This is a genomic window from Mesorhizobium escarrei (genome assembly GCF_935825525.1).
GTDB lineage: Bacteria > Pseudomonadota > Alphaproteobacteria > Rhizobiales > Rhizobiaceae > Mesorhizobium > Mesorhizobium escarrei.
On sequence record NZ_CAKXZT010000150.1, the window covers coordinates 58,371 to 82,591 of the forward strand.

19 protein-coding genes and 1 pseudogene are annotated in these 24,221 nt (G+C 62.1%); 12 read left to right on the forward strand and 8 right to left on the reverse strand.

What is annotated here, in order from left to right; genetic code table 11:
- Window positions 1–4: 4 nt before the first annotated feature.
- Window positions 5–832, forward strand: a pseudogene (gene pcaD, locus NMG80_RS26885) (3-oxoadipate enol-lactonase).
- Here pcaD and NMG80_RS26890 read toward each other — a convergent pair.
- From NMG80_RS26890 to NMG80_RS26910, 5 genes are all read right to left on the reverse strand, one after another.
- Complete coding sequence (locus NMG80_RS26890) at window positions 804–2,309, reverse strand: calcium-binding protein (protein ID WP_254020918.1); 1,506 nt, start codon at window positions 2,307–2,309, stop codon at window positions 804–806. The pseudogene pcaD and the gene NMG80_RS26890 sit on opposite strands and share 29 nt — an antisense overlap.
- Before the next feature lie 1,070 nt (window positions 2,310–3,379).
- On the reverse strand, window positions 3,380–4,579 hold the full coding sequence (locus tag NMG80_RS26895) for a mandelate racemase/muconate lactonizing enzyme family protein (RefSeq protein WP_254020919.1): 1,200 nt from the start codon (window positions 4,577–4,579) through the stop codon (window positions 3,380–3,382).
- Between the two features lie 17 nt (window positions 4,580–4,596).
- A complete protein-coding gene (locus tag NMG80_RS26900; RefSeq protein ID WP_254020920.1) occupies window positions 4,597–5,958 on the reverse strand; it encodes a mandelate racemase/muconate lactonizing enzyme family protein in 1,362 nt (453 codons plus the stop codon).
- A gap of 63 nt (window positions 5,959–6,021) precedes the next feature.
- Window positions 6,022–7,188: a mandelate racemase/muconate lactonizing enzyme family protein gene (locus NMG80_RS26905; protein WP_254020921.1), complete on the reverse strand. Its 1,167-nt coding sequence runs from the start codon at window positions 7,186–7,188 to the stop codon at window positions 6,022–6,024.
- A 60-nt stretch (window positions 7,189–7,248) separates the two neighbouring features.
- Entirely contained in the window at window positions 7,249–7,959 is a 711-nt protein-coding gene (locus tag NMG80_RS26910) for a GntR family transcriptional regulator (protein WP_254020922.1), read from the reverse strand.
- A 213-nt stretch (window positions 7,960–8,172) separates the two neighbouring features.
- Here NMG80_RS26910 and NMG80_RS26915 point away from each other — a divergent pair, with 213 nt between their 5' ends.
- The 6 genes from NMG80_RS26915 to NMG80_RS26940 all read left to right on the forward strand — a co-directional run bounded on the left by NMG80_RS26915 (window position 8,173) and on the right by NMG80_RS26940 (window position 14,779).
- Entirely contained in the window at window positions 8,173–9,651 is a 1,479-nt protein-coding gene (locus tag NMG80_RS26915; RefSeq protein WP_254020923.1) for an ABC transporter substrate-binding protein, read from the forward strand.
- 212 nt (window positions 9,652–9,863) lie between these two features.
- Complete coding sequence (locus NMG80_RS26920; RefSeq protein WP_254020924.1) at window positions 9,864–10,823, forward strand: carbohydrate ABC transporter permease; 960 nt, start codon at window positions 9,864–9,866, stop codon at window positions 10,821–10,823.
- A complete protein-coding gene (locus NMG80_RS26925) occupies window positions 10,820–11,710 on the forward strand; it encodes a carbohydrate ABC transporter permease (protein WP_254020925.1) in 891 nt (296 codons plus the stop codon). The genes NMG80_RS26920 and NMG80_RS26925 overlap by 4 nt, the downstream gene beginning before the upstream one ends.
- Before the next feature lie 10 nt (window positions 11,711–11,720).
- Entirely contained in the window at window positions 11,721–12,818 is a 1,098-nt protein-coding gene (locus tag NMG80_RS26930) for an ABC transporter ATP-binding protein (protein ID WP_254020926.1), read from the forward strand.
- Between the two features lie 24 nt (window positions 12,819–12,842).
- Window positions 12,843–14,006 (forward strand): mandelate racemase/muconate lactonizing enzyme family protein, encoded by a 1,164-nt coding sequence (locus tag NMG80_RS26935; protein ID WP_254020927.1) that lies wholly within the window; start codon window positions 12,843–12,845, stop codon window positions 14,004–14,006.
- 23 nt (window positions 14,007–14,029) lie between these two features.
- Complete coding sequence (locus NMG80_RS26940) at window positions 14,030–14,779, forward strand: ribonuclease activity regulator RraA (RefSeq protein ID WP_254020928.1); 750 nt, start codon at window positions 14,030–14,032, stop codon at window positions 14,777–14,779.
- Window positions 14,780–14,818: 39 nt separating this feature from the next.
- Here the strand turns inward: NMG80_RS26940 and NMG80_RS26945 are convergent, their stop codons facing one another.
- Together NMG80_RS26945 and NMG80_RS26950 are read right to left on the reverse strand one after the other, a co-directional pair.
- On the reverse strand, window positions 14,819–15,943 hold the full coding sequence (locus NMG80_RS26945) for a Gfo/Idh/MocA family protein (RefSeq protein WP_254020929.1): 1,125 nt from the start codon (window positions 15,941–15,943) through the stop codon (window positions 14,819–14,821).
- 9 nt (window positions 15,944–15,952) lie between these two features.
- A complete protein-coding gene (locus tag NMG80_RS26950) occupies window positions 15,953–16,630 on the reverse strand; it encodes a GntR family transcriptional regulator (RefSeq protein WP_254020956.1) in 678 nt (225 codons plus the stop codon).
- A gap of 132 nt (window positions 16,631–16,762) precedes the next feature.
- Here NMG80_RS26950 and NMG80_RS26955 point away from each other — a divergent pair, with 132 nt between their 5' ends.
- Both NMG80_RS26955 and NMG80_RS26960 read left to right on the forward strand, forming a co-directional pair.
- Window positions 16,763–17,920, forward strand: a complete 1,158-nt coding sequence (locus NMG80_RS26955; RefSeq protein WP_254020930.1) for an LLM class flavin-dependent oxidoreductase — start codon at window positions 16,763–16,765, stop codon at window positions 17,918–17,920.
- Between the two features lie 67 nt (window positions 17,921–17,987).
- The gene (locus NMG80_RS26960) at window positions 17,988–18,533 is read left to right on the forward strand and encodes a flavin reductase family protein (RefSeq protein ID WP_254020931.1); all 546 of its coding nucleotides are present in this window, start codon (window positions 17,988–17,990) and stop codon (window positions 18,531–18,533) included.
- Between the two features lie 38 nt (window positions 18,534–18,571).
- Here NMG80_RS26960 and NMG80_RS26965 read toward each other — a convergent pair whose 3' ends face one another.
- The gene (locus tag NMG80_RS26965; protein WP_254020932.1) at window positions 18,572–19,615 is read right to left on the reverse strand and encodes a LacI family DNA-binding transcriptional regulator; all 1,044 of its coding nucleotides are present in this window, start codon (window positions 19,613–19,615) and stop codon (window positions 18,572–18,574) included.
- A 107-nt stretch (window positions 19,616–19,722) separates the two neighbouring features.
- On the opposite strand from NMG80_RS26965, the gene bglB reads away from it, so the two are divergent.
- Genes bglB through NMG80_RS26980 form a run of 3 tightly spaced genes read left to right on the forward strand, consistent with a single transcriptional unit; the run spans window position 19,723 to window position 24,178 of the window.
- Entirely contained in the window at window positions 19,723–20,823 is a 1,101-nt protein-coding gene (gene bglB, locus NMG80_RS26970) for a beta-galactosidase BglB (RefSeq protein WP_436798691.1), read from the forward strand.
- A complete protein-coding gene (kduI, locus tag NMG80_RS26975) occupies window positions 20,820–21,656 on the forward strand; it encodes a 5-dehydro-4-deoxy-D-glucuronate isomerase (RefSeq protein ID WP_254020934.1) in 837 nt (278 codons plus the stop codon). Before bglB ends, kduI begins: the two co-directional genes overlap by 4 nt.
- The gene (locus NMG80_RS26980; protein WP_254020935.1) at window positions 21,653–24,178 is read left to right on the forward strand and encodes a hypothetical protein; all 2,526 of its coding nucleotides are present in this window, start codon (window positions 21,653–21,655) and stop codon (window positions 24,176–24,178) included. The genes kduI and NMG80_RS26980 overlap by 4 nt, the downstream gene beginning before the upstream one ends.
- Window positions 24,179–24,221: the final 43 nt, after the last annotated feature.

A 24,221-nucleotide genomic window follows, 5' to 3' on the forward strand; every position in this document is an offset into this window, starting at 1 on the left:
GGATATGAACTTTGCTCGCATTAATGGCGCGACGATCCACTACCGGCATCGTCCCACAGCTGGCAGGCCGACGGTCGTCTTCGCGAACTCGCTCGGCACGGATATGCGCATCTGGAACGAGGTCGAGCGAAGGCTCGCCGACGACTGTGCGTTCGTTGCGTTTGACAAGCGCGGACACGGCCTGAACGAACTGGGTGGCGCGCCACAAACAATCAAGACCCATGCGACGGACCTTGCGGGGCTGCTCGACCATCTTGGCGTAAAGCGCGCGGTGATTTGCGGGCTTTCGATCGGCGGCGTCATTGCGCAATGCCTTTACAAGACGCGGCCGGATTTGATCGAGGGGCTGACCCTTTGCGATACGGCAGCGAAAATCGGTACGCCCGAGATGTGGAACGGGCGCATCAACGCGGCCCTGTCGGAGGGCATCGCGAGCTTTGCCGACGACGTGATGCGAAAATGATTCACGCCGGATTTCCATAAGAATCGCAGCGAGGACCTGGCGGGTTATAAAACGATGCTGACGCGCCAGGATCCGGCCGGCTACGCTGCTGCCTGCGCGGCTGTCCGCGAAGCCGATTTCACTTCTACGACCGCCGCGATCAAAGTGCCGACACTCTGCATTGTCGGCGATCAGGACGGATCGACGCCGCCTGAACTGGTGGAATCGCTGGCCCGCTCAATCCCCGCCGCACGGTTCGAGGTCATCGCCGGTGCGGGCCACATTCCCTGCGTCGAGCAGCCGGAAAGGCTCGCCGGGCTGATCCGTGGGCTCTATGTAGCTGCGCCCCACCCATGCGCGCCTATAACACGAAGAAGTCGTCCACTGTGAGGAATGTGCTCGGGTCCACGGCTGCAAACTTGACAGTCGCCGCTCCTCCTGCCCCGTCGACATCGAACAGCAGATCACCGGTCTGCTTGTCGTAAACGATGTGGTCGTTGTCATCCATGGCGTGCTTGCCGACGACGAAAACCGCAGCGGAAAGCGAGCCGGCCGACAGCCCGACGAATGCGGAGCTGTCCAGCCAGAACACATCGTCGAGCGCATTGAAGTCTTCTATCCGGTCGTAGTTCGCCGGCCCAAGTGCGTCGAACACGAAGACATCCCTGCCCGCCTCGCCGGCCAGCCGGTCGCGGCCGGCGCCGCCATTGAGGATGTCGTCGCCAGCACCACCTCGCATGTCGTCGGAGCCGGCGCCGCCGTCGAGGACGTCGTCGCCAGTGTCACCGCGGACGCCGTCTGCGCCCTCACCTCCGCTGATCTCGTCATCGCCAGCGCCGCCCTTCAGCCAATCGGTGCCCGCGCCTCCAATGATGTCGTCGGCGCCCGCGCCGCCGAACAGCTGGTCGTGGCCGGCACCGCCGTCGAGCGTATCGTTGAACGGGGTGCCGCTGATGCGGTCGCCCCCGCCCAGCGCGGCGACGAGCACGGCATGATCATGGCTTGCGTAGCTCGCGACGTTTTTGGCGTCGGTCAGGGTAATGGATTCGGCAGGCGGAGTGACCGTGATCGTAATCGTCGCCACATTGCTGTTGCCCTGGCCATCCGTAGCGTAAACCGTAAAGCTGTCGGTGCCGATGAAGCCGGCGTCCGGTGTGTAGTCGAACAGGTTTCCGCTCAGAAAATCCGCATGATAGTGCAGGGTAGTGCCATAATGACCCTGGTGAAACGGGTAGTAGTTGCCGTCGAAACTCGTCTCCTGCTCCAGGGTGCCGCTGTCCGGCCCGTCCAAGACGATAAAGTTCAAGAGATCGTAGTCGGCATCTGTCGCGCTGAACTTGACGTCGTCGAGAGATTGCGCCTGCGAAATCGACAATTCCAGGTCGGCAACGGTGGGCGCGTGATTAACGAAAGTGTCGGACTGAAGCACGCCCCCTTTCAAGATGATCTGGTGCTGACCGTATTGGGTGTTTTCGCCGCCGAAATATTCGTTCGCCCCGATCCATGTCACCGTGAGGTCGTCGGGGCTGTCGGCGCTGATCGAGACGATCCGGACCGACTGGAAGGCCGCCTGGTCGGACACGGTGCGGAGAAAATTGCCTTCGTTGTCGAAGACCTGCGTTTCCACTGTCGTCCAGGTTTCGGTCCTGCCCTCGTGGGTGAAGCTGGTGATGGTGAAGAAGCCGTCGAAGACATCGACCGAAGCTAGTTCGATCCCACCGAAGGGGAAATCCGGCTTTGCGCCTATCGGTCCGATTACGTCGCCGTCTGTTTCCGTAATGCTGAAAAGGACCGAGTCAGGGGTCGGATTGGGATTCTCGGGTTCGTTCCATACGATGAGTTCACTGCCATTGCTTAAGATCGGCATCCTGTCTCTTCCTTGCCTTTGCGCCGGACGTGCTGCGGATGCCCCCAATTCCAACGGTAACATGCTACGCGAGACGGATCGGTGACAACCCAGCCGCCCTTCGCCTTCTTCGAATGTGGTTAATTCTGTTTCTCGGCCGCGGGAGGTTCTCTCTTCACAGGGGGCCTTGGCTTTGAAGTGTGGTGGCGTGGACAGTCGCTGTTCTGACGACAGTGTTTTTTATTACGCAGGCGAAGACGGATCAGTTGCAGTCACCATGCCGTTTGGTCGCGGCAACTTTACCACCTGCTTTCGAAGCCGATTCACGTCGGCAAGATCAGGCACAGGGATCAGGTCTACGAAGGAGAGCGCGAGCCGATCGTCACGTCGGCCACATTCGAGGCGGCCCAGGCACTCCTCGCCTCTCAAGCGCCGCTGCGGCGAAGCCAATCCAATGTCACGCAACCTCATCTGCTCACCGGGCTGCTGTTCGATGAAGCCGGCGAAAAATTGCGATCGGGTTCATGCCAACACCGCGGCGTCTCAGCCAAGTGTTGCGGGCAACCCGCCGCTAACCTACGGAAATGTCGAAGCTATCCTGAGACGGAATGAAAACCGGTCGCGGCGACAGGAATGTCCGAACCGGCAACCAGGACGATAGTCCGGTTCGGGACGCATTCCGGCCTTTCATTCTGGAGATCCGCGTGTCCGCGGGTCATAACTTCCGCAAGCGTCGCGTCGATCGGTGTCGGTGCGCCGCCGAGCGACGCAAGCCACGCACTGTCGGGATTCTGTGCGAGCGAATCTTATTTCGTGATCACACCTATGACCACCTCGAGCGGTCGGTGAGCGCCTCCAGGCCATCATCCTTGTAGCGATTGAAGATCCGCGGCGACATAGAGGATGCACGCGGCACTGCAGTCCAGCCGCAGCCGCGCATCATGTCATTATGGGCAGCAGCGACCGACATCAGCACCGCCGGCCACACCGGCGCGCTCTGCGCCTGGCGGAGATGTCGTCTAGAAATAACCGAGAACGGATTTGACCTCGAGATACTCCAAGATGGCCATCGAGGACGCAACAAGGATCGTTCAGTCGAAAAAGCCCGCATCCTCTTCCTTGAGATACTTCCTGGCTGCTTTGGCGTCGATATCGAGGCCCAGCCCCGGCGCTTCCAGCAGGTCCACCATGCTGTCCTTCACGATCTGCGACGGCAGGCCGATGACGAGGTCCTCCCACCAGGGATCGGAGGCGCTCGGGTATTCGAAGGCGATGTAGTTGGCGGGCAAGGTGGCGCAGACATTGATCAGCGCGCCGAGGCCGAGCAGGCCGTTCGCCGTGCCGTGCGGCGCCATCAGGATCGAGTGCATATGGGCGTGCTCGGCTACCCATTTCAGCTCGGCGATGCCACCGATATCGGCCGGGTCTGGACCGATGATACGGACCGCCTGCGTCTCGATCAGCTCCTTGAAATTATGGCGCAGGTAGATCTGCTCGCCGGTATGGATTGGCGTCGAGGTGGAGGTGGTCAGCTCCCGATAGGCCTGCGGATTGACCCACGGCACATAGTCGCCAGTCAGCATGTCCTCGAGCCACATCAAATTGTACTTCTCGACCGCGCGAGCGAACTTGATCGCATCGGGCAGCATCCAGCCCGGGCCGCAGTCGAGCGCCAGGCTGACCTTGTCGCCCAGCACTTCCTTCATCGCGATCACGCAGTCGAGCATGTGATTGAAACCGCGCTCGCTGATCACACCCTGATCCATGGCACCGTGATAGCCGGCCTTCTTCTGCGTCACGCCGTAATGGAAGCCCTCGATGGTGTCCTTCATGTTGGAGTGGAACGAGATTCCTTGCTTGATCATGAAGAAGTTCTGCGGCTGCTCCATCATCCATTTGACGTCAGCGGCGTAGTCCTCCGGCCGGTCGCCAGTGCGTTTCCGACGGATGGAGCCGTTATAGACGCGCACCTTGTCGCGCACCTTGCCGCCGAGCAGTTTGTAGGCCGGCACGCCTGCGGCCTTGCCGGCAATGTCCCACAGCGCATGCTCGATAGCGCTTACCGCCGCGCCATAGGGCTTGAAAGAGCCACGTTGGCGGATCTTCAGCATCACCCGTTCGACGTCGGTCGGTTCCTCGCCGATCAGCGCCTCGCGAAAATGCAGGACCCAGGGCTTGAGGTAGGGCTTGGTGTACTCGACCTCGCCCAGGCCATAGAGGCCCTCGTCTGTGACGATGCGAACGATGGGGTGCTTGCCGATGACGGCACAGCGGAGATCGGTGATCTTCATCTTGGGTTCTTTTCGCCTCAGCTCCAGGTGCGATCCCAGGAATACTCGTCGTCCCAGCGATCGGTGGGCTGCCAGATGCCGGTGACACCCGGCTGCAGATGCTGCGAGATCACCTCGTCGACGACGTCGTCGATCCCCAGGCCCGGCTTGTCGGGAACAGTGATAAAGCCGTCCTTAACCAGCGGCTTGGCAACGCCGGTGACGATATCGTCCCACCAGTCGACATCGGCAGAATGGTATTCGAGCGCCATGAAGTTTTCGGTCGCGGTCGCGACATGTGCCGCGGCCATTGCGGCGATTGGACTTTCCGCCATATGGATCGCCATGGCGACGCCGTGATCCTGCGCCATGTCGCCGATCTTCTTGGTCTCGAGGATGCCCCCGCTGGTGAGCAGGTCCGGGTGGATAATGGAGAGGCCGCCGCTCCTAAGCAGAGGCTCGGAGCCCTCCTTGAGGTAGATGTCCTCGCCGGTGCAGATCGGCACCGTGGTGGCGTCCTGCAGTTGTCGGTACTGCTCGGTGTATTGCCATGGGATCACATCCTCGAGCCAGGCTGGGACATATTTTTCAATCCGCCTGGCGAGGCGAATACCATTCTGCAGTGAGATGTGGCCGACGTGGTCGATGGCGAGCGGAATATCCATGCCGATAATTTCGCGAACCTCGGCAATGTACTGCTCAAGCAGGTCGAGGCCCTTGTCGGAAAAGTGGAGACCGGTAAACGGGTGGCGGACGTTGTGCAAATCGTAGGCGGCGTTGCGGGCGCGCCGCTGTTCAAGGGTCTTGACCGGACCGCGGCCGGGGTGGACGCGGTACCCTTCAAGTGAGCCGGCAGGAGACACGACCGCACCGGGGACATCCGCGATCTGCATCAGCCCCAGATCCATCTTGAGGAAGGTGAAGCCGAGCGCCATGCGCTGCTTGAGGCGCTTGCCGGTCTCGGTGCCGCTCGGCACAGTGGCGTCGGTATCGCAATAGAGGCGCACCTTCTCGCGAAACCGGCCGCCGAGCATCTGGTAGATGGGCACGCCATAGGCCTTGCCGGCGAGATCCCACAACGCGATTTCGACCGCAGAGACGCCGCCGCCTTGCCGGCCGTGGCCGCCGAACTGCCTGATCCGGCGAAACAGGCGATCGATGTCGCAAGGATTCTCGCCAAGCAACCGGCTCTTCAGCATCAGCGCATAGGTGGCGCTGGCGCCGTCGCGCACCTCGCCAAGCCCGACGATGCCCTGGTTGGTGTAAATCTTGAGCAGCGCTGAGGTGAACGGCGCGCCGACGATTTCGGCTACCCGCATGTCGGTGATGCGAAGCTCGGACGGCCTGGAATTGGTGTTCACCCGATTGAGCGCCTCGTCGGCGCCACCCGTCTTTGCCATGACTTGTCCTCGTTCTGGTGGCTGGGGCTTGTCGCCCGCACGCCGGGCCGGCACAGTGCCTTGCTAGCCCAGCTCGATCTCGTGAGCCTGCAGGTAATCGCGGTTCATCTCGATACCGAGACCAGGCTTCGACGCCAGCTTGAGGCTGCCGTTCGAGACGTCGAGCGGTCTGTCGATGAGGTGATCGTATTTGCCCAGGTTCCACTCCGACGTTTCAAGCTTGTAGAAGTTTGGAACAGTCATCATCACCTGGGCTCCCGCAACCACGTTGATCGGTCCCGCGGCGTCATGCGGCGAGACAGGGATGTAGTAGGCTTCGCATAGGGCGGAAATCTTCTTGAGTTCGGTAATGCCTCCGGTCCAGGTGATATCAGGCATGATGTAGTCAGCGAGCCTGTTTTCGAGTACCGGCACGAAATCCCACTTCGTGTGGCCGCGCTCGCCCCACGAGATGGCGGCACTGACCTTCTCACGCACCTGTTTGAGGGCGTTCAGGCTCTCGGGCGGGCAAGGCTCCTCGAACCAGTCGATCTGGCCGGCTTCCTCAAGGCTCCGACAGAGGCGAATGGCGGTGGGAACGTCGAAGCGGCCATGCGCATCGATGAGAATGTCGACGTCAGGCCCCGCCGTTTCGCGGATCAGCGCCGTGAGTTCGGCGGCTTCGCGCTCGTCCTTGCGGCCCATGCTGCCATCGAGGTAGCCGTCTCGCTGTTCGCGGGACAGGCCGTCGGCGCTGCGGCCCTGGTGGGGGAAAGGATCGAACTTGAGCGCAGTGTGCCCGGACTCGACGATGTCCAGAATTTCGCGGACCACAGCCTCCTTGCTGGTAAATTTGGCCTGGTTGGGATGGGTGTAGAGGGCGATTTCATCGCGTACCGGTCCGCCCAGCAACTCGTAAATAGGCTTGCCGAGCACTTTGCCCCGGATGTCCCAGAGGGCTATGTCGATGGCGCTCACGCATTCGACGGCGGCGCCGCGGCTGCCCATATAGGTGAAGCTGCGAAAGATCTTGTGCCAGAGATGCTCGATACGCGCTGGATCCTCGCCTGTCACGGCGACGCCGATCTGCCGCAGGATCGTGCAGAGAGCGCGGTTGGCGAGCCTTGTAGTGGTGGTGATCTCTCCCCAGCCACTCACCCCCTCATCGGTCGTCACTTCGACGAACAGGAACTCACCCCAATAAGAAGCATCGGACTTGATCAGCCACGGCCGAATGCTCGTGATTTTCATCTCAATTCCTTTATCTGAAATGGTCAGGGCTAACGATGTTCGAGACTGGGCCTTCGTTTCCTAACCGGCCCGCGCGGCGTTGCGCGCACGCATCTGTTCGAGAATATGCCGGCCGGAACCCTCGACATGGCGGGAGATGAGCTCGGCTGCCTCGTCGGCACTTCCCGCTTTTACGTGCGCTATGAGTTCGCGGTGCTCGCGAATGATCGCGGCACGCCGCGCGAGCGTGAAATTGAAACGCCGGCTGACGGCTCGCAGCACTTCGCGATGCTTCCACCAAAGTTCGGCGGCATGGCGGTTATAGTGCCGCTGGTACATCACGGTGTGGAAAGCGGTATCAAGCTCACTGTGCCTGAATGTGTCGGCAAAGTTGTTCTCTTCAATCAGGCCTTGGAGACGTTCAAGTTCGGCGATGTCCTCGCCGGTCGCCATATTCACAAACCATCGCGTCAGGGCCGGCTCGATCAGAACACCGATTTCATAGATATCCCGGACAAAATCCTGATCTATGGGTCGGACGCGCGCCCCGCGGTTGGGGAGAAAGATGACAAAACCCTCCCCGCGCAAGAGCTGCAGGGCCTCGCGCACGGGGTTGGTCGAGGTGCCGTGACGCCGGGCGAGATCGGTGACCACAAGCCGTTCGTTGGCGGCGAGCCGCCCCTCGATGATGTCTTCCCTGATCAGCTGATACAGCGAGGCGCCCTCGCTGGAGGCACCGATGGGATCAGTGCCCACAGGTGGCATGGCTTTGAAATCGCTCATTTCGGCCAAGGCCCGGCTCTCCTAATCAATACACACCCTGCCCGATATCATACACGGTTTCCACAAACAATGTACGATCCTACGCGTTGACAGGCAATCCACGATCTGAAAACGTACAAGATGATCGAAGGGATACATAGAACAGAAAGGCGTCCCGCGGTCGAACGAGCTAGACCGCCTTGCCTCGGCGCAGGGCGGCATGGAGAACCAGGGAGGATACCTATGACGAGGATTACGCTCGGCAGTGCGGTCCTGCGCGGCACTGTCGCCACTGCTTTGATGGCATCGCTGATGTCCACATCGGCGCTCGGCGCGCCGCCGGTCGACCTGAGCAAGTGGTCGCCGGAATATGTGCGCTCCATTGCGGGCACACAGGATTTTGACACGGCGGCCGATTGCGCCAAGGTCACCCCACTCGACTACAAGGGGCGACTGACCTTCTGGTATCAGGGCGTGTTCGAGGGTGACCCCGACCTCTTGCGCCAGTACTACAAAGATTTCTTTGAGACCTTCCGCAAGACCTATCCGAACATCCAGCTCGAGGAACAAGCCCTCACCTATAACGACCTTCTTGACAAGTTCCGCACGGCGCTTCTGGGCAATGCAGCGCCGATGGCGGTCCGCCTGCAGATCCTGGGTGGTACCGAGTTCGCGTCAAAGGGCTATCTGGAGCCGCTCAAACCCGAGGATGTCGGGTATTCCACCGACGACTTCTGGCCCGGCGCCATGAAGGCCGTGACCTGGGAGGGGGTGAGCTACGGCATTCCAACCAATAACGAGACGATGGCGTTCATCTGGAACGCCGACATCTTCAAGCGTGCGGGCCTCGATCCGGACAAAGCTCCGGCAACCTGGGACGACGTCGTCAAATATTCCAAGCAGATCCACGACAAGCTCGGCATTGCCGGTTACGGCCTCGTGGCCCGCAAGAATGCTGGCAATACGCCGTACCGCTTCATGCCGCAGCTGTGGGCCTATGGCGGCGGCGTCTTCGACGAAGCCACCGCCAACCCAACCTATGAGCAGGTCAACCTCGATAGCCCGCAGAGCAAGGCTGCGCTGCAAGCCTCGTACGACATGTATGTTCGCGACAAGTCGGTTCCGGTTTCGGCGCTCACCAACCAGCAGGCCGATAACCAGCCCCTGTTCCTCGCCGGCCAGCTTGGCATGATGATCTCGCACCCGTCCGACTATGACGTCATGCTCGACCTGCAGAAGAAGGCGACGGGGGCCGACAAGGACAAGGCGCAGACCGTCATCGACAACATGCGCTACGGCCTGATTCCGACTGGCCCCGACGGCAAGCGCGCAGTCGTGTTCGGCGGCTCGAACATTCACATCCTGAAGCCTGAATATGTCGAGGGCGGGAAGGTCGACGAGCCGGCTGCAAAGGCTATCATCTGCATGTGGACGAGCCCTGAATGGTCGCTGAAGATGGCCTATGCCGGCTCGAACCCGGGCAACCTTAACGGCTTCAAGACCAAATGGATGAAGGAACGCCTGGACAACATCAAGTTCCTCGATGTCACGACCTCGATGCTACCATATGGCATCCCGTTCCCAGCGCTGCCGCAGGCCCCCGAGATCATGAACATCATCGTCCCGGACATGCTGCAGAATGCCCTGACCGGCGCGATGACCGTCGACGAGGCAGCGGACGACGCGGCCAAGAGGGTAAGAGACCTGATGGGCGGACTCTAAGCATGTCGCGCAAAAGCATGCCCTCGGGCTTGAACCGAGGGTGTGCAGCGGTTTTGCGATAACGACATGCATAAACAGCAACCTAAAGCGCGTCGCATGAGGCCGATTAAACGCGACCCGCTTTAGTCCAAGCCTGACCGGCTGCACCGATGATGCAGCCGGTGGGTCCCGAAAAAATCCGGTTCGTTCAGAAGAAACAAAGGCACGCCACAGTGACGATCGTGACCTGCAAGGCCGAGGCTCGCCGAAGATTGCAACCCGGCAGGTCCGGCGTGCTAGGCAAGATATGGAAGCATCGCGCTGACTACGCGTACGTGCTCCCTGCGATCGCGGTGATGCTCGTCGTCATCGCCTATCCGATCTACTACACGATCGAGCTGTCGTTCTTCAAGACGCCGCCTGGCCTGCAGCTTCGCGACAAGACCTTCATCGGCTTCGACAATTACGCGACCATCCTCACCAGCGAGTTGTTCTGGAGAGTGACCTGGAACACTCTGGTCTGGACGTTGGGCTCTACCTTGATTGCCTTTGTCCTGGGGTTTGCCACCGCGCTGGCGCTCCACCGCGAGTTTGTCGGCCGCAGCTTGCTGCGCGCCATCCTGATCATTCCCTGGGTCATCAGCGCGGTCGCCGCCTCCTATATCTGGAAATGGATCTATCATTCGGACTTCGGGATCATCGGTGCGGTGCTGGTTGGCCTCGGATTGGCCGACCGACCGCCCAACTTCATCGACAGCGTCAGCACGGTGCTGCCTTCCCTGATCGTCGTCAATATCTGGCGCGAGTTTCCGTTTGCCATGATCATGATGATGGCCGGCCTGCAGACCGTGCCCGAACAGTTGCTGCGCGCCGCAAGAGTTGACGGGGCCAGCGCCTGGCAGCGCTTCTGGCACGTCACCTTCCCGCACTTGCGCAACGTCTCGACGGTGACGATCCTGCTGCTCGCGGTAGCCAATTTCAATTCCTTCATCATCCCCTGGATCATGACCGGCGGCGGGCCCTCCAACGCATCGCATATCTGGATCACCCACATTTATGAGCTCGCCTTCGGCCGGCAGCGCTGGGGCGTGGCATCTGCCTATTCGGTGCTCCTGTTCCTCACCCTGATGACGCTCGGCTACTTCTACGTCCGTGCGCTAAGCGGTAACGAGCGGCAAGAGGGGAGCCCATGAGCACGACTGCCGAGACAGTCCCGCAAGGCCTGGGCCGTCGCCGCATGCGCGTCGACGGATGGCGGTGGACCGGGCGCATCTTCCTCGCGTTCATGCTGCTTTACACCGCGGTGCCGATGATCTGGATGCTGATCACCTCGATCAAGTCCGGGTTCGCGGCGATGCAATTCCCGCCGCAATGGTGGCCGGACGAACCTACTCTCGCCAGCTATGAAAAGCTGCTCGATCCCCAGAACAGCGTCGGCCAGGACTTCCTCCGCTTCTTCTGGAACAGCCTTTTCGTGTCGACCGTCACGACAATCCTCTCGGTGATCGTCGCCGTCCCTGCGGCCTACGCGTTTTCGCGCTTCAGTTTCCCCGGCCGGAACTTCCTGTTCTTTGCCGTGTTGCTGCGCAACATGTTCCCGGCGGTGATCTTTCTCGTACCGCTGTTCATCCTGATGCGCCTGCTCGGCTTGATGAACACGCATGGCTCGCTGATACTCACCTATCTCACCTTCGGCCTGCCGCTGGCGATCTGGTTGCTCAAGGGCTTTTACGACAACATTCCGGTGCAGCTCGAGCAGGCGGCGCGCATCGATGGGGCAACGCGGTTCCAGGCCTTCATCTTGATTGTGATGCCGCTCTCGACGCCGGGGATCATCGCCACCGCGATCTATTCGTTCATCGGCGCGTGGAACGAGTACATCTACGCCTACACCTTCCTCACCAAGAACGACCAGTTGACACTGCCGGTCGGCATCCAGCGCTTCTTCTCGGAAAACACGACGGACTTTCCGGGCCTGATGGCGGCCAGCTTCATGATGAGCGTGCCCGTCGTGGTGCTGTTCCTCGTCCTGCAACGATACTTCGTACGCGCCCTTACAGAAGGCGCGGTCAAGCACTAGGGAGTTGCCGATGGCCCACGTGGTCCTCAAAGAACTCGTCAAGGCCTATGGCAGCTTCAAAGCCGTCAACGACGTGTCGCTGACGGTCAATGACGGCGAGTTCGTTGCGCTCGTCGGCCCTTCAGGCTGCGGCAAGACAACCACGCTCAATCTCGTCGCGGGGCTGATCCCGATCACATCGGGCGACATCGTCATCGGCGACCGGGTGGTCAACGACCTCGACCCCAAGGACCGGGACATCGCTATGGTGTTCCAGAACTACGCGCTCTATCCGCAGAAATCGGTTTACAAGAACCTGGCCTTCCCGCTGCAGATGCGCAAACTGCCTAGGGACGAGATCGACAAGAAGGTCAAGGAAGCGGCGCGAGTGCTCGACATGACGCACCTGCTCGAGCGCAAGCCGCGCGAACTTTCGGGCGGGCAGCAGCAGCGGGTGGCCCTGGGCCGTGCGCTTGTCCGCGACCCCGCCGTGTTCCTGATGGACGAGCCGCTCTCCAACCTCGATGCCAAGCTACGCGTGCAGATGCGGTCTGAGATCAAGCGCTTCCACCAGGACCTCAAGGCGACAATCATCTATGTGACGCACGACCAGCTCGAAGCCGTGACCATGGCCGACAAGATGGCGGTGATGAACGGCGGCTACCTGCAGCAATACGATTCACCGGCGCAGGTCTTTGCCCATCCGGTCAACATGTTCGTCGCCAGCTTCATAGGCAGCCCGGCGATGAGCCTTATTCCGCTGCAGGCATCGACGGCAAACGGCAACGCTGTGTTGACCAGCGCGGAGGGTTGGAGCTTCGAGCTTTCGCCGCGCAACGCCCAGAAGGTCGCAAGGGCAACGACCAGGAAAGTCGTGCTCGGCGCACGCCACTCGACGATCAAGCTGCGCAACAGCGCGGCCCCCGGTGCCATTCCGGCCAAGGCTTACACGGTGGAGCCGACCGGAGACGTGACCTTCGTGCAGGCGTTCCTGTCCGGCGCTATCATCAACGTCAGCGTGCCGCCGAACATTGCCGTCGCCCCCGATGAACAGATCTGGCTCGAGTTCGACCAGGAGCGGATGCATCTGTTCGACGGCGAAACCGAAATGGCCCTCAAGGCGAACTGAGACAGGGCGGATGCGTGGGCGCGGATGACTGAGAAGCTTAAGATCACCGCGATCAAGTCCTATCCAGTGTGGGTAGGAACGCGCAACCAGATGCTCGTCAAGGTCGAGACCGACCAGGGCATCTTCGGCTGGGGCGAGAGCGGCTTGAGCGGTCGCGAGAAGGCGGTGGCCGGCGCGGTCGAGCACTATCGCGAGTTTCTCATCGGCCGCGACCCGATGCAGATTGGCCGGATCTGGCAGGAGGCCTATCGCAGCCAGTACTTCGAAGGCGGACGAGTTCTGCAGGCGGCGATTTCCGCCATCGACATCGCCCTTCACGACATCAAGGGCAAGGCGCTGGGAGTGCCGGTCTACGAGTTGCTGGGCGGCAAGCAGCGCTACCGCATCCCCACCTTCGCCTCGACCGGAGACGAGGCCGAAGGTGACGCTGCCATCGAACGAGCCCGCGAGCTGCGCGCACAGGGCTGGCAGGCGATCCGCTTCTTCCCCGCCGGGCAAAACAGCAGCAACATCTTCGAGCCGCGCGAGTCGATCGGCGCTACCGCGAGTATGCTTAACAGGGCGCGCGAGGCGCTGGGCGACGACGTCGTCCTCGGCATCGACTATCATCATCGGCTGTCGGTGGCCGAGGCGGCGAGCTTCTGCAACAAGCTCGGCCGCGGTGTGCTTGATTTCCTCGAGGAGCCGATACGGGACGAGACACCGGAGGCCTACGAATCCCTGCGCACGATGACCGACATCCCCTTTGCCATCGGCGAGGAATTTGCCAGCAAGTGGCAGTTCCTGCCCTACATCGAGCGCGGCATTCATCAGTTCAACCGGCTCGATGTTTGCAATGTCGGCGGGCTTACCGAGGCGATGAAAGTCGCGGGCTGGAGCGAGGCCCACTACGTGGACCTGATGCCGCACAATCCCCTTGGTCCGGTGTGCACGGCCGCGACCGTGCATTTTGCCGCCGCGGTACCCAACTTCGCGTGGCTCGAGACCAGGGAACCCGAAACAAAGCTGGGCTTCGACAATTCCGACTTTTTTCCCGTGCAACCACGGCTCGACGGGACCGACTATCCGGTCGGCGATCTCCCGGGGCTCGGCGTCGACGTCAACGAGGAGGCGATCCAGGCGGCGAGCTTTCGTTTTTGGGAAGCGCCTCACCTCAAGCGCCGCGACGGTTCTGTTACAAACTGGTAATTGCCTTTCAACCGGAGTCCACCATGACACATGCTCCCGACATCACCCGGCCGCCAAAAGACCTGATCGATGCGCTAAGGGAGATCGGCGCCGCGACGGTTGCCGGCACGCTTGGCCAGATGGGTTTTCGCAATCCGCACATGGTCGGACCGGTAGCGCAGAACCATGGCAAGTCGATCGTCGGGCCGGCGCTGACGCTGCAGTTCATGCCACAGCGGCCGGACCTGTTCACCGAGGGAGAATATGCCGATCCGGAGACGCAGCTGCATCGGCACGTGCTTTATCACGCACAGGAGGGTGATGTGGTCGTGGTCGACGCGCGCGGCGACATGAGCTCGGGCGTCTTCGGCGATATGATGTCGACGTATTTCAAAGGCAGGGGCGGCGCGGGCATCGTCATCGATGGATGCATGCGCGACCGGCCTAATGTTGAAAAGCTCGATCTGGCTCTATGGCTGCGCGGCTGGACGCCGAACTATCATGTGCAGACAAGCATCTATCCCAATGCCGTCAATGTTCCGATTGCCTGCGGCGGTGTCACGGTGATCCCCGGCGACATCATCGTCGCCGACGACGACGGGGTGGTGGTGCTTCCTGTCGCAATGGCCGCAAAGGTGATCGAAGAATCACAGAAGCATCACGATTGGGAGGAGTTCTCGCGAGTGAAGCTAATGGAAGGCGGGCCGTTGCAACGCTACTATCCGCTGCATGACGATGCCCGCGGGGAGTACGAGGAGTGGCGCAGGACAAACCGCCTGGAGAACCCCGGTTAGCGCATGGATACCCTGTGGCGGGCGGCAGCGGGGCTGCCATCAGCCACACTGAGCGCTCTCGCAGGCATCGAGTGGGTTGGAAATGGCCGTGCCCTGGTTTGCCGACAATTGTGCGGCCATACCCATGGCGACAGCTTTCCAACCATCATCCAGCGTCACCTCAACCGGCCCTTCGCCTCGTAGGGCGGCGCAGAACCGCTGATGCTGATAGAAAGTCGAGCCGTTGTGATCGCCGGCCGTCAGCAATTGTGGGTCGACCGGGATCTCGACCGTGTACGGTCCCTGCGGAGAGCGCGGGCTGACGATCAACTGCGGCGTCGGCGCCGCGCCGAGATGAGCCGGCCAGAAGCGGCCGGGACCCGGCACCAGGCATTCGACTTTACCTCGCGCACCAACGGCGCTGATCTCCTCCTGATAGCGGCTGCCCTCTGCATACATGCATAGTTCCAGCATGGCGCGCGCGCCGCTGGCGAAATCGACCAGCACGTAGCCGCAATCCCAGATATCGGGTGTCTCGCCATCATAATTTTCGTTGAGATGGTTCACTTCCTGTCCGGCCGACGCCATGATCCTCACCGGTTCCGATTTCAGAATCAGCCGCATGAGATCGAAGAAGTGGCAGCATTTTTCGACGAACGTGCCTCCCGATCGACGGTTGAAGCGGTTCCAGTGGGCCACCTTGTCCAGGAACGGGTAGCGATGTTCGCGGATCGTCAGCATCCGGATGCCGCCGGTGGCGTTCTGCGCCTGCTCGATGAATCGAGCGACCGGCGGCATATAGCGGTATTCCATCGCGACCCAGACTGGTGCGGCATAGGTCGCGGCGAACGCCTTCACCGCGGTTGCGTCGACCGGATCGGTGAAAAGCGGCTTCTCGACCAGGATGGGCAGCGCGCGGATAGCAGCGATTTCCTTGAGCTGCGCGAAATGCACATAGTTCGGACTGGCGATGAGCAAGCAGTCGACGCGCGGATCGGCCGCCACCTCCGCGACCGAGCCGGCGATCGACGCTTGCGGGGCAAGGTCTGCCGCGCGTGCGCGCATCATCGCGTCGGGCTCGAAGATCGCCGCGACGCCAACATCGGGCAGCAGCGCGATATTGCGAAGATGCTCCTGCCCCATCATGCCGCAGCCGATGACGCCGTAGGAAATGTGCTTCGCCATATCCGTTCCCTATCGAAGCCGCGCGACATAGCGCGCGACGCCATGATCAAACCAGGTCCTGGAAAACTCCGCGCTGGCGCCGTCCTGCATCCAGCCGGTACGCTCGATGAAGCCGGCGGCGGCGCCCGGCACGAGGCCGAATTCAGGCAGCGCCCATCCCGGCACCTGGCCGACCCCGACGCGGTCCTCTGCACGCAAGATCCAGATACCGAGCGCCTTGCGGTAGTAGAGATAGAGCGAATCCGACAGTTCTTCGATAGCAACCGTCTCCGCACGGGAACCGTCGAGCCAGATCTCCTCCAGCGCCGCCGGTTTGCCGCCGAGGCTCCGCAGCCGTCTTATTCTATGGGCCTCGCCGCTCGATCCGAACACCGGCAGGTCCATCGGTTTCGCCAGCCGATCGACTGACAGAACGCGCGCCGTCGGCAGCCCGCCTCCCTCCATGAGTTCCAGCCGGAACATGGAATAGACACTGGCCACGTCGGGTTGCGAACGTACGTAGTTGCCGGAACCCTGGATGCGACTGAGCAAGCCCTTGCGCTCGAGATCGCCGAGCGCCTTGCGCAATGTACCGACCGCTATTCCGAGGCCCGCAGCCATGTCGCGCTCCGGCGGAAGCTTCTCGCCCTCGATCATCCGCCCAGCCGCGATCTCGCGGATGAGCATTTCGCTGACCTGCTGATGCATCGGAAGCGCGTAGGCGTTTCTGGACGTGCTCAAATTGTCTCCAAACGCAAAATTGATACACTATTGATCTACACAAACACGAATGATATGCAACAGGGAAATCCAGTCTCTGACAACGAGGGAGTGCCGACATTGACGGTCGTTCCGGTGACGTCCGCAGATCTCGATGCTGCTGAAGTGTCGTGGTTTTCCGCTTTGTGCTCCGATGATTTCCGCTATCTCGGCGTTCCGGATGGCGCGCTGCGGTCGAGTTGGGAGCACTGCTCCGATATCGTCAAGACAGCCGAAGGACTGGGCTTTCGCAATATCCTGTGTCCCTCGTCCTATCAGGTTGGCCAGGATACCCTGTCCTTCGTGGCGGGCTGCGCTCCGATAACCTCGACGATCAACTTTCTCGCGGCGGTGCGTTGCGGCGAAATGCAACCGATCATGCTGGCGCGCACGCTCGCAACGCTCGACCACATGCTAAGGGGCAGATTGACTATAAACGTCATCTCTTCCGACTTTCCCGGCGAACTCGCCGACAGCCGCTTCCGCTATCAGCGTTCGCGCGAGGTTATCGAGATCCTGCGTCAGGCCTGGACGCGCGATGAAATCAACCATCAGGGCGACGTCTATCAATTCAAGAAAGTGACCGCCGACCCCGCAAAGCCCTACCAACAGAATGGCGGGCCGCTACTCTATTTCGGCGGCTATTCGCCCGACGCGCTCGAACTCTGCGGCGCACAGTGTGACGTGTATCTGATGTGGCCGGAGGCGAAGGACGTGTTGGCGCACCGCATGCGTGATGTTCACGAGCGTGCAGCCGCCCATGGCCGCACACTGGATTACGGCCTGCGCGTCCACGTGATTGTGCGCGACACCGAAGTCGAAGCCCGCGAATATGCCGAGGAGTTGGTTTCGAAACTCGATGACGAGCAGGGCAGAATTATCCGCGCCCGCGCACTGGACGCGACATCCCTGGGCGTCGCGCACCAGGCAAAGAACCGCGCCGGCGCCGACGCACACGGCTATGTCGAGCGGCATCTGTGGACCGGCGTTGGCCGCGCACGCTCCGGTTGCGGCGCCGCGATCGTCGGCTCGACCGACCAAGTCATGTGCGAGATCGAGGAATACCGGAAAATGGGCATCCGCGCCTTCATCTTCTCCGGCTATACGCATCTCGACGAGGCCTTGTCCTTCGGCAAGCGCGTGCTGCCGAACATCAACACCTGCTCGCTGCCGCATGTCTATGGCCGGGTGCCAGAAATCACCCCGCCGACTCCGCTCGGAACCGGGGAGCGGCGATGATGATGCTGCGAATGCGCCTCAGCGAGATTGAAGCTTCCACCGCAGCCCTTGGCCAGGAGGGCGACTGATGTACCACTTCCTCGACCCCGAGCAGCAACCGATGAAAAGCTTCGTGCCCGGCCCCGACCACAAGCGCGAGTTCCGCGACGCGCTCGGCCGGTTTGCGACCGGTATCACAGTCGTCACCACGATGACGCCTGATGGTCCCGTCGGCATCACCGCGAACAGCTTTGCATCGGTGTCCCTCGATCCGCCGATCGTGCTCTGGTCGATCGGCCGGCATTCCAGGCGCTTTGCCGCCTTCGCAGGTTGCGAGCACTTCGCGGTTCATGTTTTGGGGGCGGAGCAGATGGAGCTGAGCCAGCGCTTCGCTCGCGTCGGTCAAGCCTTCGACGGCCTCCCGCACGAGTTGAACGATGCCGGCGTGCCGCTGCTGGGCGGCTGCCTGTCGCGGTTCGAATGCGTGCGGATCTCCGGGCATGAGGGCGGCGATCATTTGATCGTCGTTGCCCGCGTAACCGCCGCGACCTTGCGAGACGGCGAACCTCTGCTTTTCTTCGGCGGAGCTTACGGACGCTTCGAAGACGGTTCGAACGTGACCCCATCGATGTAGCGATGGCCCGGCCCACACAGCGGTGTGAACGATACGTCTCAGGCGCGAGCCGGGCCGGTCGACTGGCGTTGCACGATATGGCAGGCGAATTCGATACGGCGCGGCGGCAGGTCCCCGCCGAGATCGGCGAGCAGGAGGTCGAGCGACGCCGCGCCGATCTCGCGCATCGGGATATGCATCGTCGTGAGCGGCGGGTTTTGGAAAGCCGCCTGCGGAAGGTCATCCATGCCCATGACCGACACGTCGGCAGGCACCTCGTAACCCGACTTCCGGATCGCCATCATCGCGCCGATAGCCAGGCTGTCGCCCGCGGCGAGCACAGCTGTAAAGTCGAGGCCACGAGCCTCGATGCGCCGCGCAGTCGCTTCGGCCGCAAGGTCCGGCAGCCAATCCGCCACCTCCACAGCCAGGTCGCCGGCCGCCAGGCCGCGCTCTCGCAGTGCATCCTGCCAGCCCTCGAAGCGACGCTCGATCGTGCGCCGCCCGCGCCGCATCAGGAACAGGATGCGCCGGTGGCCGAGGTCGAGCAGGTGCTGCGTCGCGAGATGCGCCGCGGAGCGGTTGCATGGCGTCAGGCTCGAATGGTGCATCGCCGGGTCGTCGCCGTTTATGAGCACGATCGGCTTGCCGAAACCGCCGGTCAGCGTCAGCACCGCCTCGTCGTCAAGCGTCAGAAACAGGCAGCCGACGACGCTCTTGTCTTGCCTGGCCTCATTGAGCAGCGCGATCTGCTCACCGGCGTCGGCGATCGAGCGCGACACCAGCTCGACGCCGAGAGTTCGTGCGCGCTCGTTCAGTCCGTCGAGCACATAGAAGTTGAACTGGTTGCGGCCATAGTCGATCCTGGCAGCGTTGCTTGCGGCGAGGATCACCTTGCGGCCGGCGATCGAAGTGGGGATCGTGTAGTTCAACTTCTTGGCGGTTTCGATGATCATCGACCGGAGGTCGCCGCGCACGCCCTTGCCGCCGGCAAGCGCCCGCGACGCCGTGCTGACGGAAACGCCACAGCGCGCGGCGACGTCTTCGAGCCGCACGCGCCGGCTGGGCGTGCCGCGCTTCCCGGTTTCGACCTTCACGACCATCGGCTGTTTCCTCACAGACCTTCATGCTGCAAAAAAATTTCAGATTGCGCAACAAAAATGCTTGTGGCACCCATTTGCCCGGCATCGCGCAAAACCTGGGAGGAGTAGTGGCGTCGTCAACGAGAGATATGCGCTCGAAACTCGACCTGCTCGTGCGCGGCATGACGGGCCTGCGCCATGACGGCCGTTTCGACGAGCCCAATCTCGACGGCACGGCCGGCGACTACATCAGCTTCGATTCCTGGGAATGGCCGCAGGGTGTGGGGCTGTACGGCCTCGTTTGCCTCTGGCGGCACAATCGCGACCCGAAGCTTCTGAAGACAATTGAAGACTGGTACGAGCGCCATTTAAGGGCGGGCCTGCCGCCGATGAACATCAACACCACCGCTCCGATGATGGCGCTGGCATTGCTCTGGGGCGAGACACGCGATCCGCGCTGGGAAACGCCTCTCGGCCAATGGGCCGAAAGGCTGCTTCGCGACATGCCTCGCACGCCCGAGCGCGGGTTCCAGCACAATGTCTCAGACAAGATCAACGACGACGAATTGTGGGACGACACGCTGTTCATGGCTGGCCTGTTCCTCGCTTTCCACGGACGCGCAGCCGGCCGGCAATCTTGCATCGACGAGGCTGTTCGCCAGTTCCTCGTCCATGCTCGCTATCTCGCCGACCCGAAAACGGGCTTGTGGTTCCATGGCTGGACATTTGCCGGCCGACATAATTTTGCCCGCGCTCTCTGGGCCCGCGGCAACGCCTGGATCACAGTCGGCATCCTCGACCTGATCGAAAATGGCGGCGTCGGCAAGCCGGTCGAAGCCTATCTGCTCGGCGTGCTGGAAGCGCAGATCGACGCCCTGCTGCGCCTGCAGGCGCCATCGGGAGCATGGCACACTTTGCTCGATGACCCGACCTCCTATGAGGAGATGTCGGCCACCGCCGGCATCGGCTATGGTCTCATGAAAGCTGCGCGCATAGGCGTCGGGCCCAAGGAGTGCGGTCCGGCGGGCCGGCGCGCACTCGACGCGGTGCTGGCCAGCATCGACGAGAACGGCGTGCTCGGAAACGTTTCCTATGGCACCCGCATGGGCCATGATCTCCAGTTCTACCGCGACATCCCGATCCAGCCTACCGGCTACGGCCAGGCCCTGGCGATCCTCTGCCTCACAGAGGGGATGATCCATGCCGAAGCTGCCGAGGCCGCGGCATGACGATGCGCGTTCTCTTTGGCGCCGGTCCGGGCGATATCGACGGCTACGGGACGGAGCGGCTACGCGCCGAGTTTCTGGTGGAGCGGCTGTTCGAGCCCGGCCGCATCGCCTTCGCTTACACCCATGTCGACCGCATGATCGTCGGCGGCGCGTGCCCAACCGGAGAGCCGCTGAGTTTCGGCGATGGCGCGGACGTCGGCACGCCGCATCTGTTCACCGCGCGCGAGATGGGCATCGCCAATCTCGGCGGCGCAGGATCAGTGAGCGTCGACCAGCAGCGCTTCGCGCTCGCCAACCGCGATGTGCTCTATGTCGGGCGCGGCGCTAAACAAGTGACGCTCGAAAGCGACAGCGCCGCGCATCCCGCCTGGTTCTATATGAACTCGGTTCCGGCCGGCGCAGACATCAGGCATCGGCTGATCGCTAAATCCGAGGCGAAGCCGCTTGAACTCGGCGAGGAGCGACGCGCCAACAAGCGCACGTTGCGCATGTACATTCATCCGGAAGTCGCGCCTTCCTGTCTGCTGCTGATGGGCATCACCGATCTCGCTGCGGGCAGCGTCTGGAACACCATGCCCCCTCACCTGCATGAGCGGCGCATGGAAGCCTATCTCTATTTCGACCTCGCGGCGGAAGACCGGGTGGTCCACCTGATGGGTCGGCCGGACAATACCCGCCATCTGATCGTGGCCAATGGCGACTGTGTCATCTCGCCGGCCTGGTCGATCCATATGGGCAGCGGAACCGGACCCTACGCCTTCGTCTGGGGCATGACGGGCGAGAACCAGGCCTATAACGACGTGTCGCCCGTGCCTGTTGAGACGCTGCGATGAACACCGTGGAACCGATCACGCACGATCTTACGCTGCGCCGGCCGCTTGCGCTCGGCCGCCCTGTCGTTTACTGGCTCATCGGCACGACGTCTGAGCAGCGCTACGATGTTGCAGATCAGCCGATGCAAGGGGAGATGGATCCCTTCTTCTTCCTGACCAAGCACAAGAATTTCATCCCGCACGAATATCCCTGCCGAACCGAGTTCGCCGCCGAACGCCGCGGGAAGCGGCCCAAGCCGCAGGGCGTGTTCGAGCCGGACCGTGTTTGGCTTCCGTTCGGCTCGCCGCGCGTCGACCTGTCGGGCTTCTGGTTCCGCCCGACCGTGGTCGCCACCTGGGCAAGTACCGCGCTCGACGCAGGCTCGGACGGCCGGGCGCGGCTGCGGCTGCGCACCTGCGGCGGCGCCGTTTTGTTCGTCAACGGGATAGAGGCCGGCTGGATGGCGCCCTACGGGCGCAATCTCGAGGCTTCTCAGGATTTCGAGGTCGATCTCGTCGCCGGCGCTAACCAGATCAGCATCTGGTTCGACGATCTCGCCGAGCGCGACGCACGCTACTTCTTCCAACTCGACTATCTCCGGGGCCCAGCTGCCGAACAGGTCTTGCCCACGACCGTCAAAGACGACGTCGCGGCGGCCATGGAAGCCGCTCTCGACGCGATGCATTTCGAGCGTCCATTTTATTCCGGCGGCGAAGTGGCGCTGGTGACGGATGTGGCGCTGCCGGTTGCGGTGGATGTTTCGATTGTGATCGAGGGCGACTTCATGTCGATCGAGGCGCCCGTAATCTTCCGCCGCCGCATCGAAGCGGGGGCGAGACGCATCGCTATTGCCGCCACGGAAGACCTTTCTGCCGACTTCCGGCATTTTGCCGTATCGCTCTCATCTTCAGGCTTTGTTGCCCGGCGGGTCTTCGGCGTGGAAATCTGTCATGCGGCGCGTCAGGGCCGCGCTCCTGCCATCCTTGCCGACAGGATCGTCGAAGCCCTGGAACAGGTTTCCAACTTCGCGGAAGCCGATACCGTGCGGGCGCTGGCGCGGCTGGCGACGGGCCGCGGCGGCGCCGAAACCGACGCCATCATTGCTGCTGCACTGCCGGCGATCGAAGATTGCCACGACTGCGCGGATTTCATCCTGGTGCCACTGCTCTGGTGCCGTCGTGTCTATGGCGACTCGATCGCGGTCGATCTGCGTCACCGCATTGACGAGGCGATCCTCAATTACCGCTATTGGATGGATGAGCCGGGTAACGACGTGCAGTGGTACTTCTCCGAAAACCATGCGCTTCTGTTTCACACCGCGGCCTATCTCGGCGGCCATCTCTTGCCCGATGCCCGCTTTGTCCGCTCGGGACGCACCGGCGCAGAGCAGTCGACCGTGGGCCTTGCGCGCGTGCGCGCCTGGCTCGATCATTTCGAGGAATGGGAAATGGCGGAATTCAACTCCGCCCCTTACTTCCCGATCGATCTCAAGGGATTGACGATCCTGTACGCGCTTGGGCCGGATGCCGACGTCCGCCGGCGCGTCGGGGCTGCGATCAACCGCCTGCTCGAGATCGTCGCCCGCTCGGCTCAGCAAGGCATGCTTACCGGCGCGCAGGGCCGCTCCTACGAACACACGCTGCGCGCCGCCCGTTCGCTGGAACTTTCCGGCATTGCACGCATGCTGTGGGGCAAAGGTTTCTACGGCATGCGCTTCCATGCCCTGCCGCAGCTTGCGCTCTGCCTGCGCGACCATGGGCTCGACGTCCCGCAAGAACTGACCGGCATCGCATGCATGGCGGGTGACGACGCGCAGGAATGGTGCTTCGCGCAAGGCCAGAACCGGATCGCCAAGCTCTACCACTACAAGACCCGCGATTTCGCCATGGGAAGCGCGGCAGCCTATCGCTGGAACGAATGGGGTTATCAGGAAACGGTGCTGCACCTGCGTCTCGGCGGCAATCCCGACGCGCAGATATGGATCAACCATCCGGGCGAGACAATTCATTCGGGCTATGGCCGGCCGTCCTACTGGGGCGGCTGCGGATCTCTGCCGCGCGTGCATCAATACCGCGACTTGGCAGTTGTGCTGTTCAGCTGCGCAGCCGAGCAGCCCGACTTTACCCATGCCTGGTTCCCACAGAGCGCGTTCGATGAAGCGTGGGTCAAGAAAAATATCGCTTCGGCGCGCGGCGGCGATGGGTTCGCGATGCTGAAGGCCGACAGCGCCTTCGAGCTGGTCGGCCGCGGACCGACCGCTGGAAACGAGCTGCGCGTGCCCGGGCACCAAACCGCATGGATCATCCGCTTGGGCCGGCGCCGGCAATACGGGTCGCTGGAGGAATTCGAGGCGCGGTTTTCTCAGCTTGCGCTCGGCCACGGAAAAAACGACCTTCTGCATGTCAATGACCCGGAATACGGCGACGTGCTGTTCCATCCGGATGGCCGCATAGAGGCTGAGGAGCGTGTCATCGATCCGGCCGACTGGCAGGTCAGCGGCGAAGCCTCGTTCTTCACAGCCGACGCCATCGCAATCAGGTAAGGATCAAATCAAAAGGAGCCGACAAGCAGCTCGGACAGCGACA

Coding starts and splice junctions, on each gene's coding strand:
- NMG80_RS26890 (WP_254020918.1), bottom strand. CDS start 2,309: ATGCCGATCTTAAGCAATGGCAGTGAACTCATCGTATGGAACGAACCC.
- NMG80_RS26895 (WP_254020919.1), bottom strand. CDS start 4,579: ATGAAGATCACCGATCTCCGCTGTGCCGTCATCGGCAAGCACCCCATC.
- NMG80_RS26900 (WP_254020920.1), bottom strand. CDS start 5,958: ATGGCAAAGACGGGTGGCGCCGACGAGGCGCTCAATCGGGTGAACACC.
- NMG80_RS26905 (WP_254020921.1), bottom strand. CDS start 7,188: ATGAAAATCACGAGCATTCGGCCGTGGCTGATCAAGTCCGATGCTTCT.
- NMG80_RS26915 (WP_254020923.1), top strand. CDS start 8,173: ATGACGAGGATTACGCTCGGCAGTGCGGTCCTGCGCGGCACTGTCGCC.
- NMG80_RS26925 (WP_254020925.1), top strand. CDS start 10,820: ATGAGCACGACTGCCGAGACAGTCCCGCAAGGCCTGGGCCGTCGCCGC.
- NMG80_RS26930 (WP_254020926.1), top strand. CDS start 11,721: ATGGCCCACGTGGTCCTCAAAGAACTCGTCAAGGCCTATGGCAGCTTC.
- NMG80_RS26935 (WP_254020927.1), top strand. CDS start 12,843: ATGACTGAGAAGCTTAAGATCACCGCGATCAAGTCCTATCCAGTGTGG.
- NMG80_RS26940 (WP_254020928.1), top strand. CDS start 14,030: ATGACACATGCTCCCGACATCACCCGGCCGCCAAAAGACCTGATCGAT.
- NMG80_RS26945 (WP_254020929.1), bottom strand. CDS start 15,943: ATGGCGAAGCACATTTCCTACGGCGTCATCGGCTGCGGCATGATGGGG.
- NMG80_RS26950 (WP_254020956.1), bottom strand. CDS start 16,630: ATGCATCAGCAGGTCAGCGAAATGCTCATCCGCGAGATCGCGGCTGGG.
- NMG80_RS26960 (WP_254020931.1), top strand. CDS start 17,988: ATGTACCACTTCCTCGACCCCGAGCAGCAACCGATGAAAAGCTTCGTG.
- NMG80_RS26965 (WP_254020932.1), bottom strand. CDS start 19,615: ATGGTCGTGAAGGTCGAAACCGGGAAGCGCGGCACGCCCAGCCGGCGC.
- kduI (WP_254020934.1), top strand. CDS start 20,820: ATGACGATGCGCGTTCTCTTTGGCGCCGGTCCGGGCGATATCGACGGC.
- NMG80_RS26980 (WP_254020935.1), top strand. CDS start 21,653: ATGAACACCGTGGAACCGATCACGCACGATCTTACGCTGCGCCGGCCG.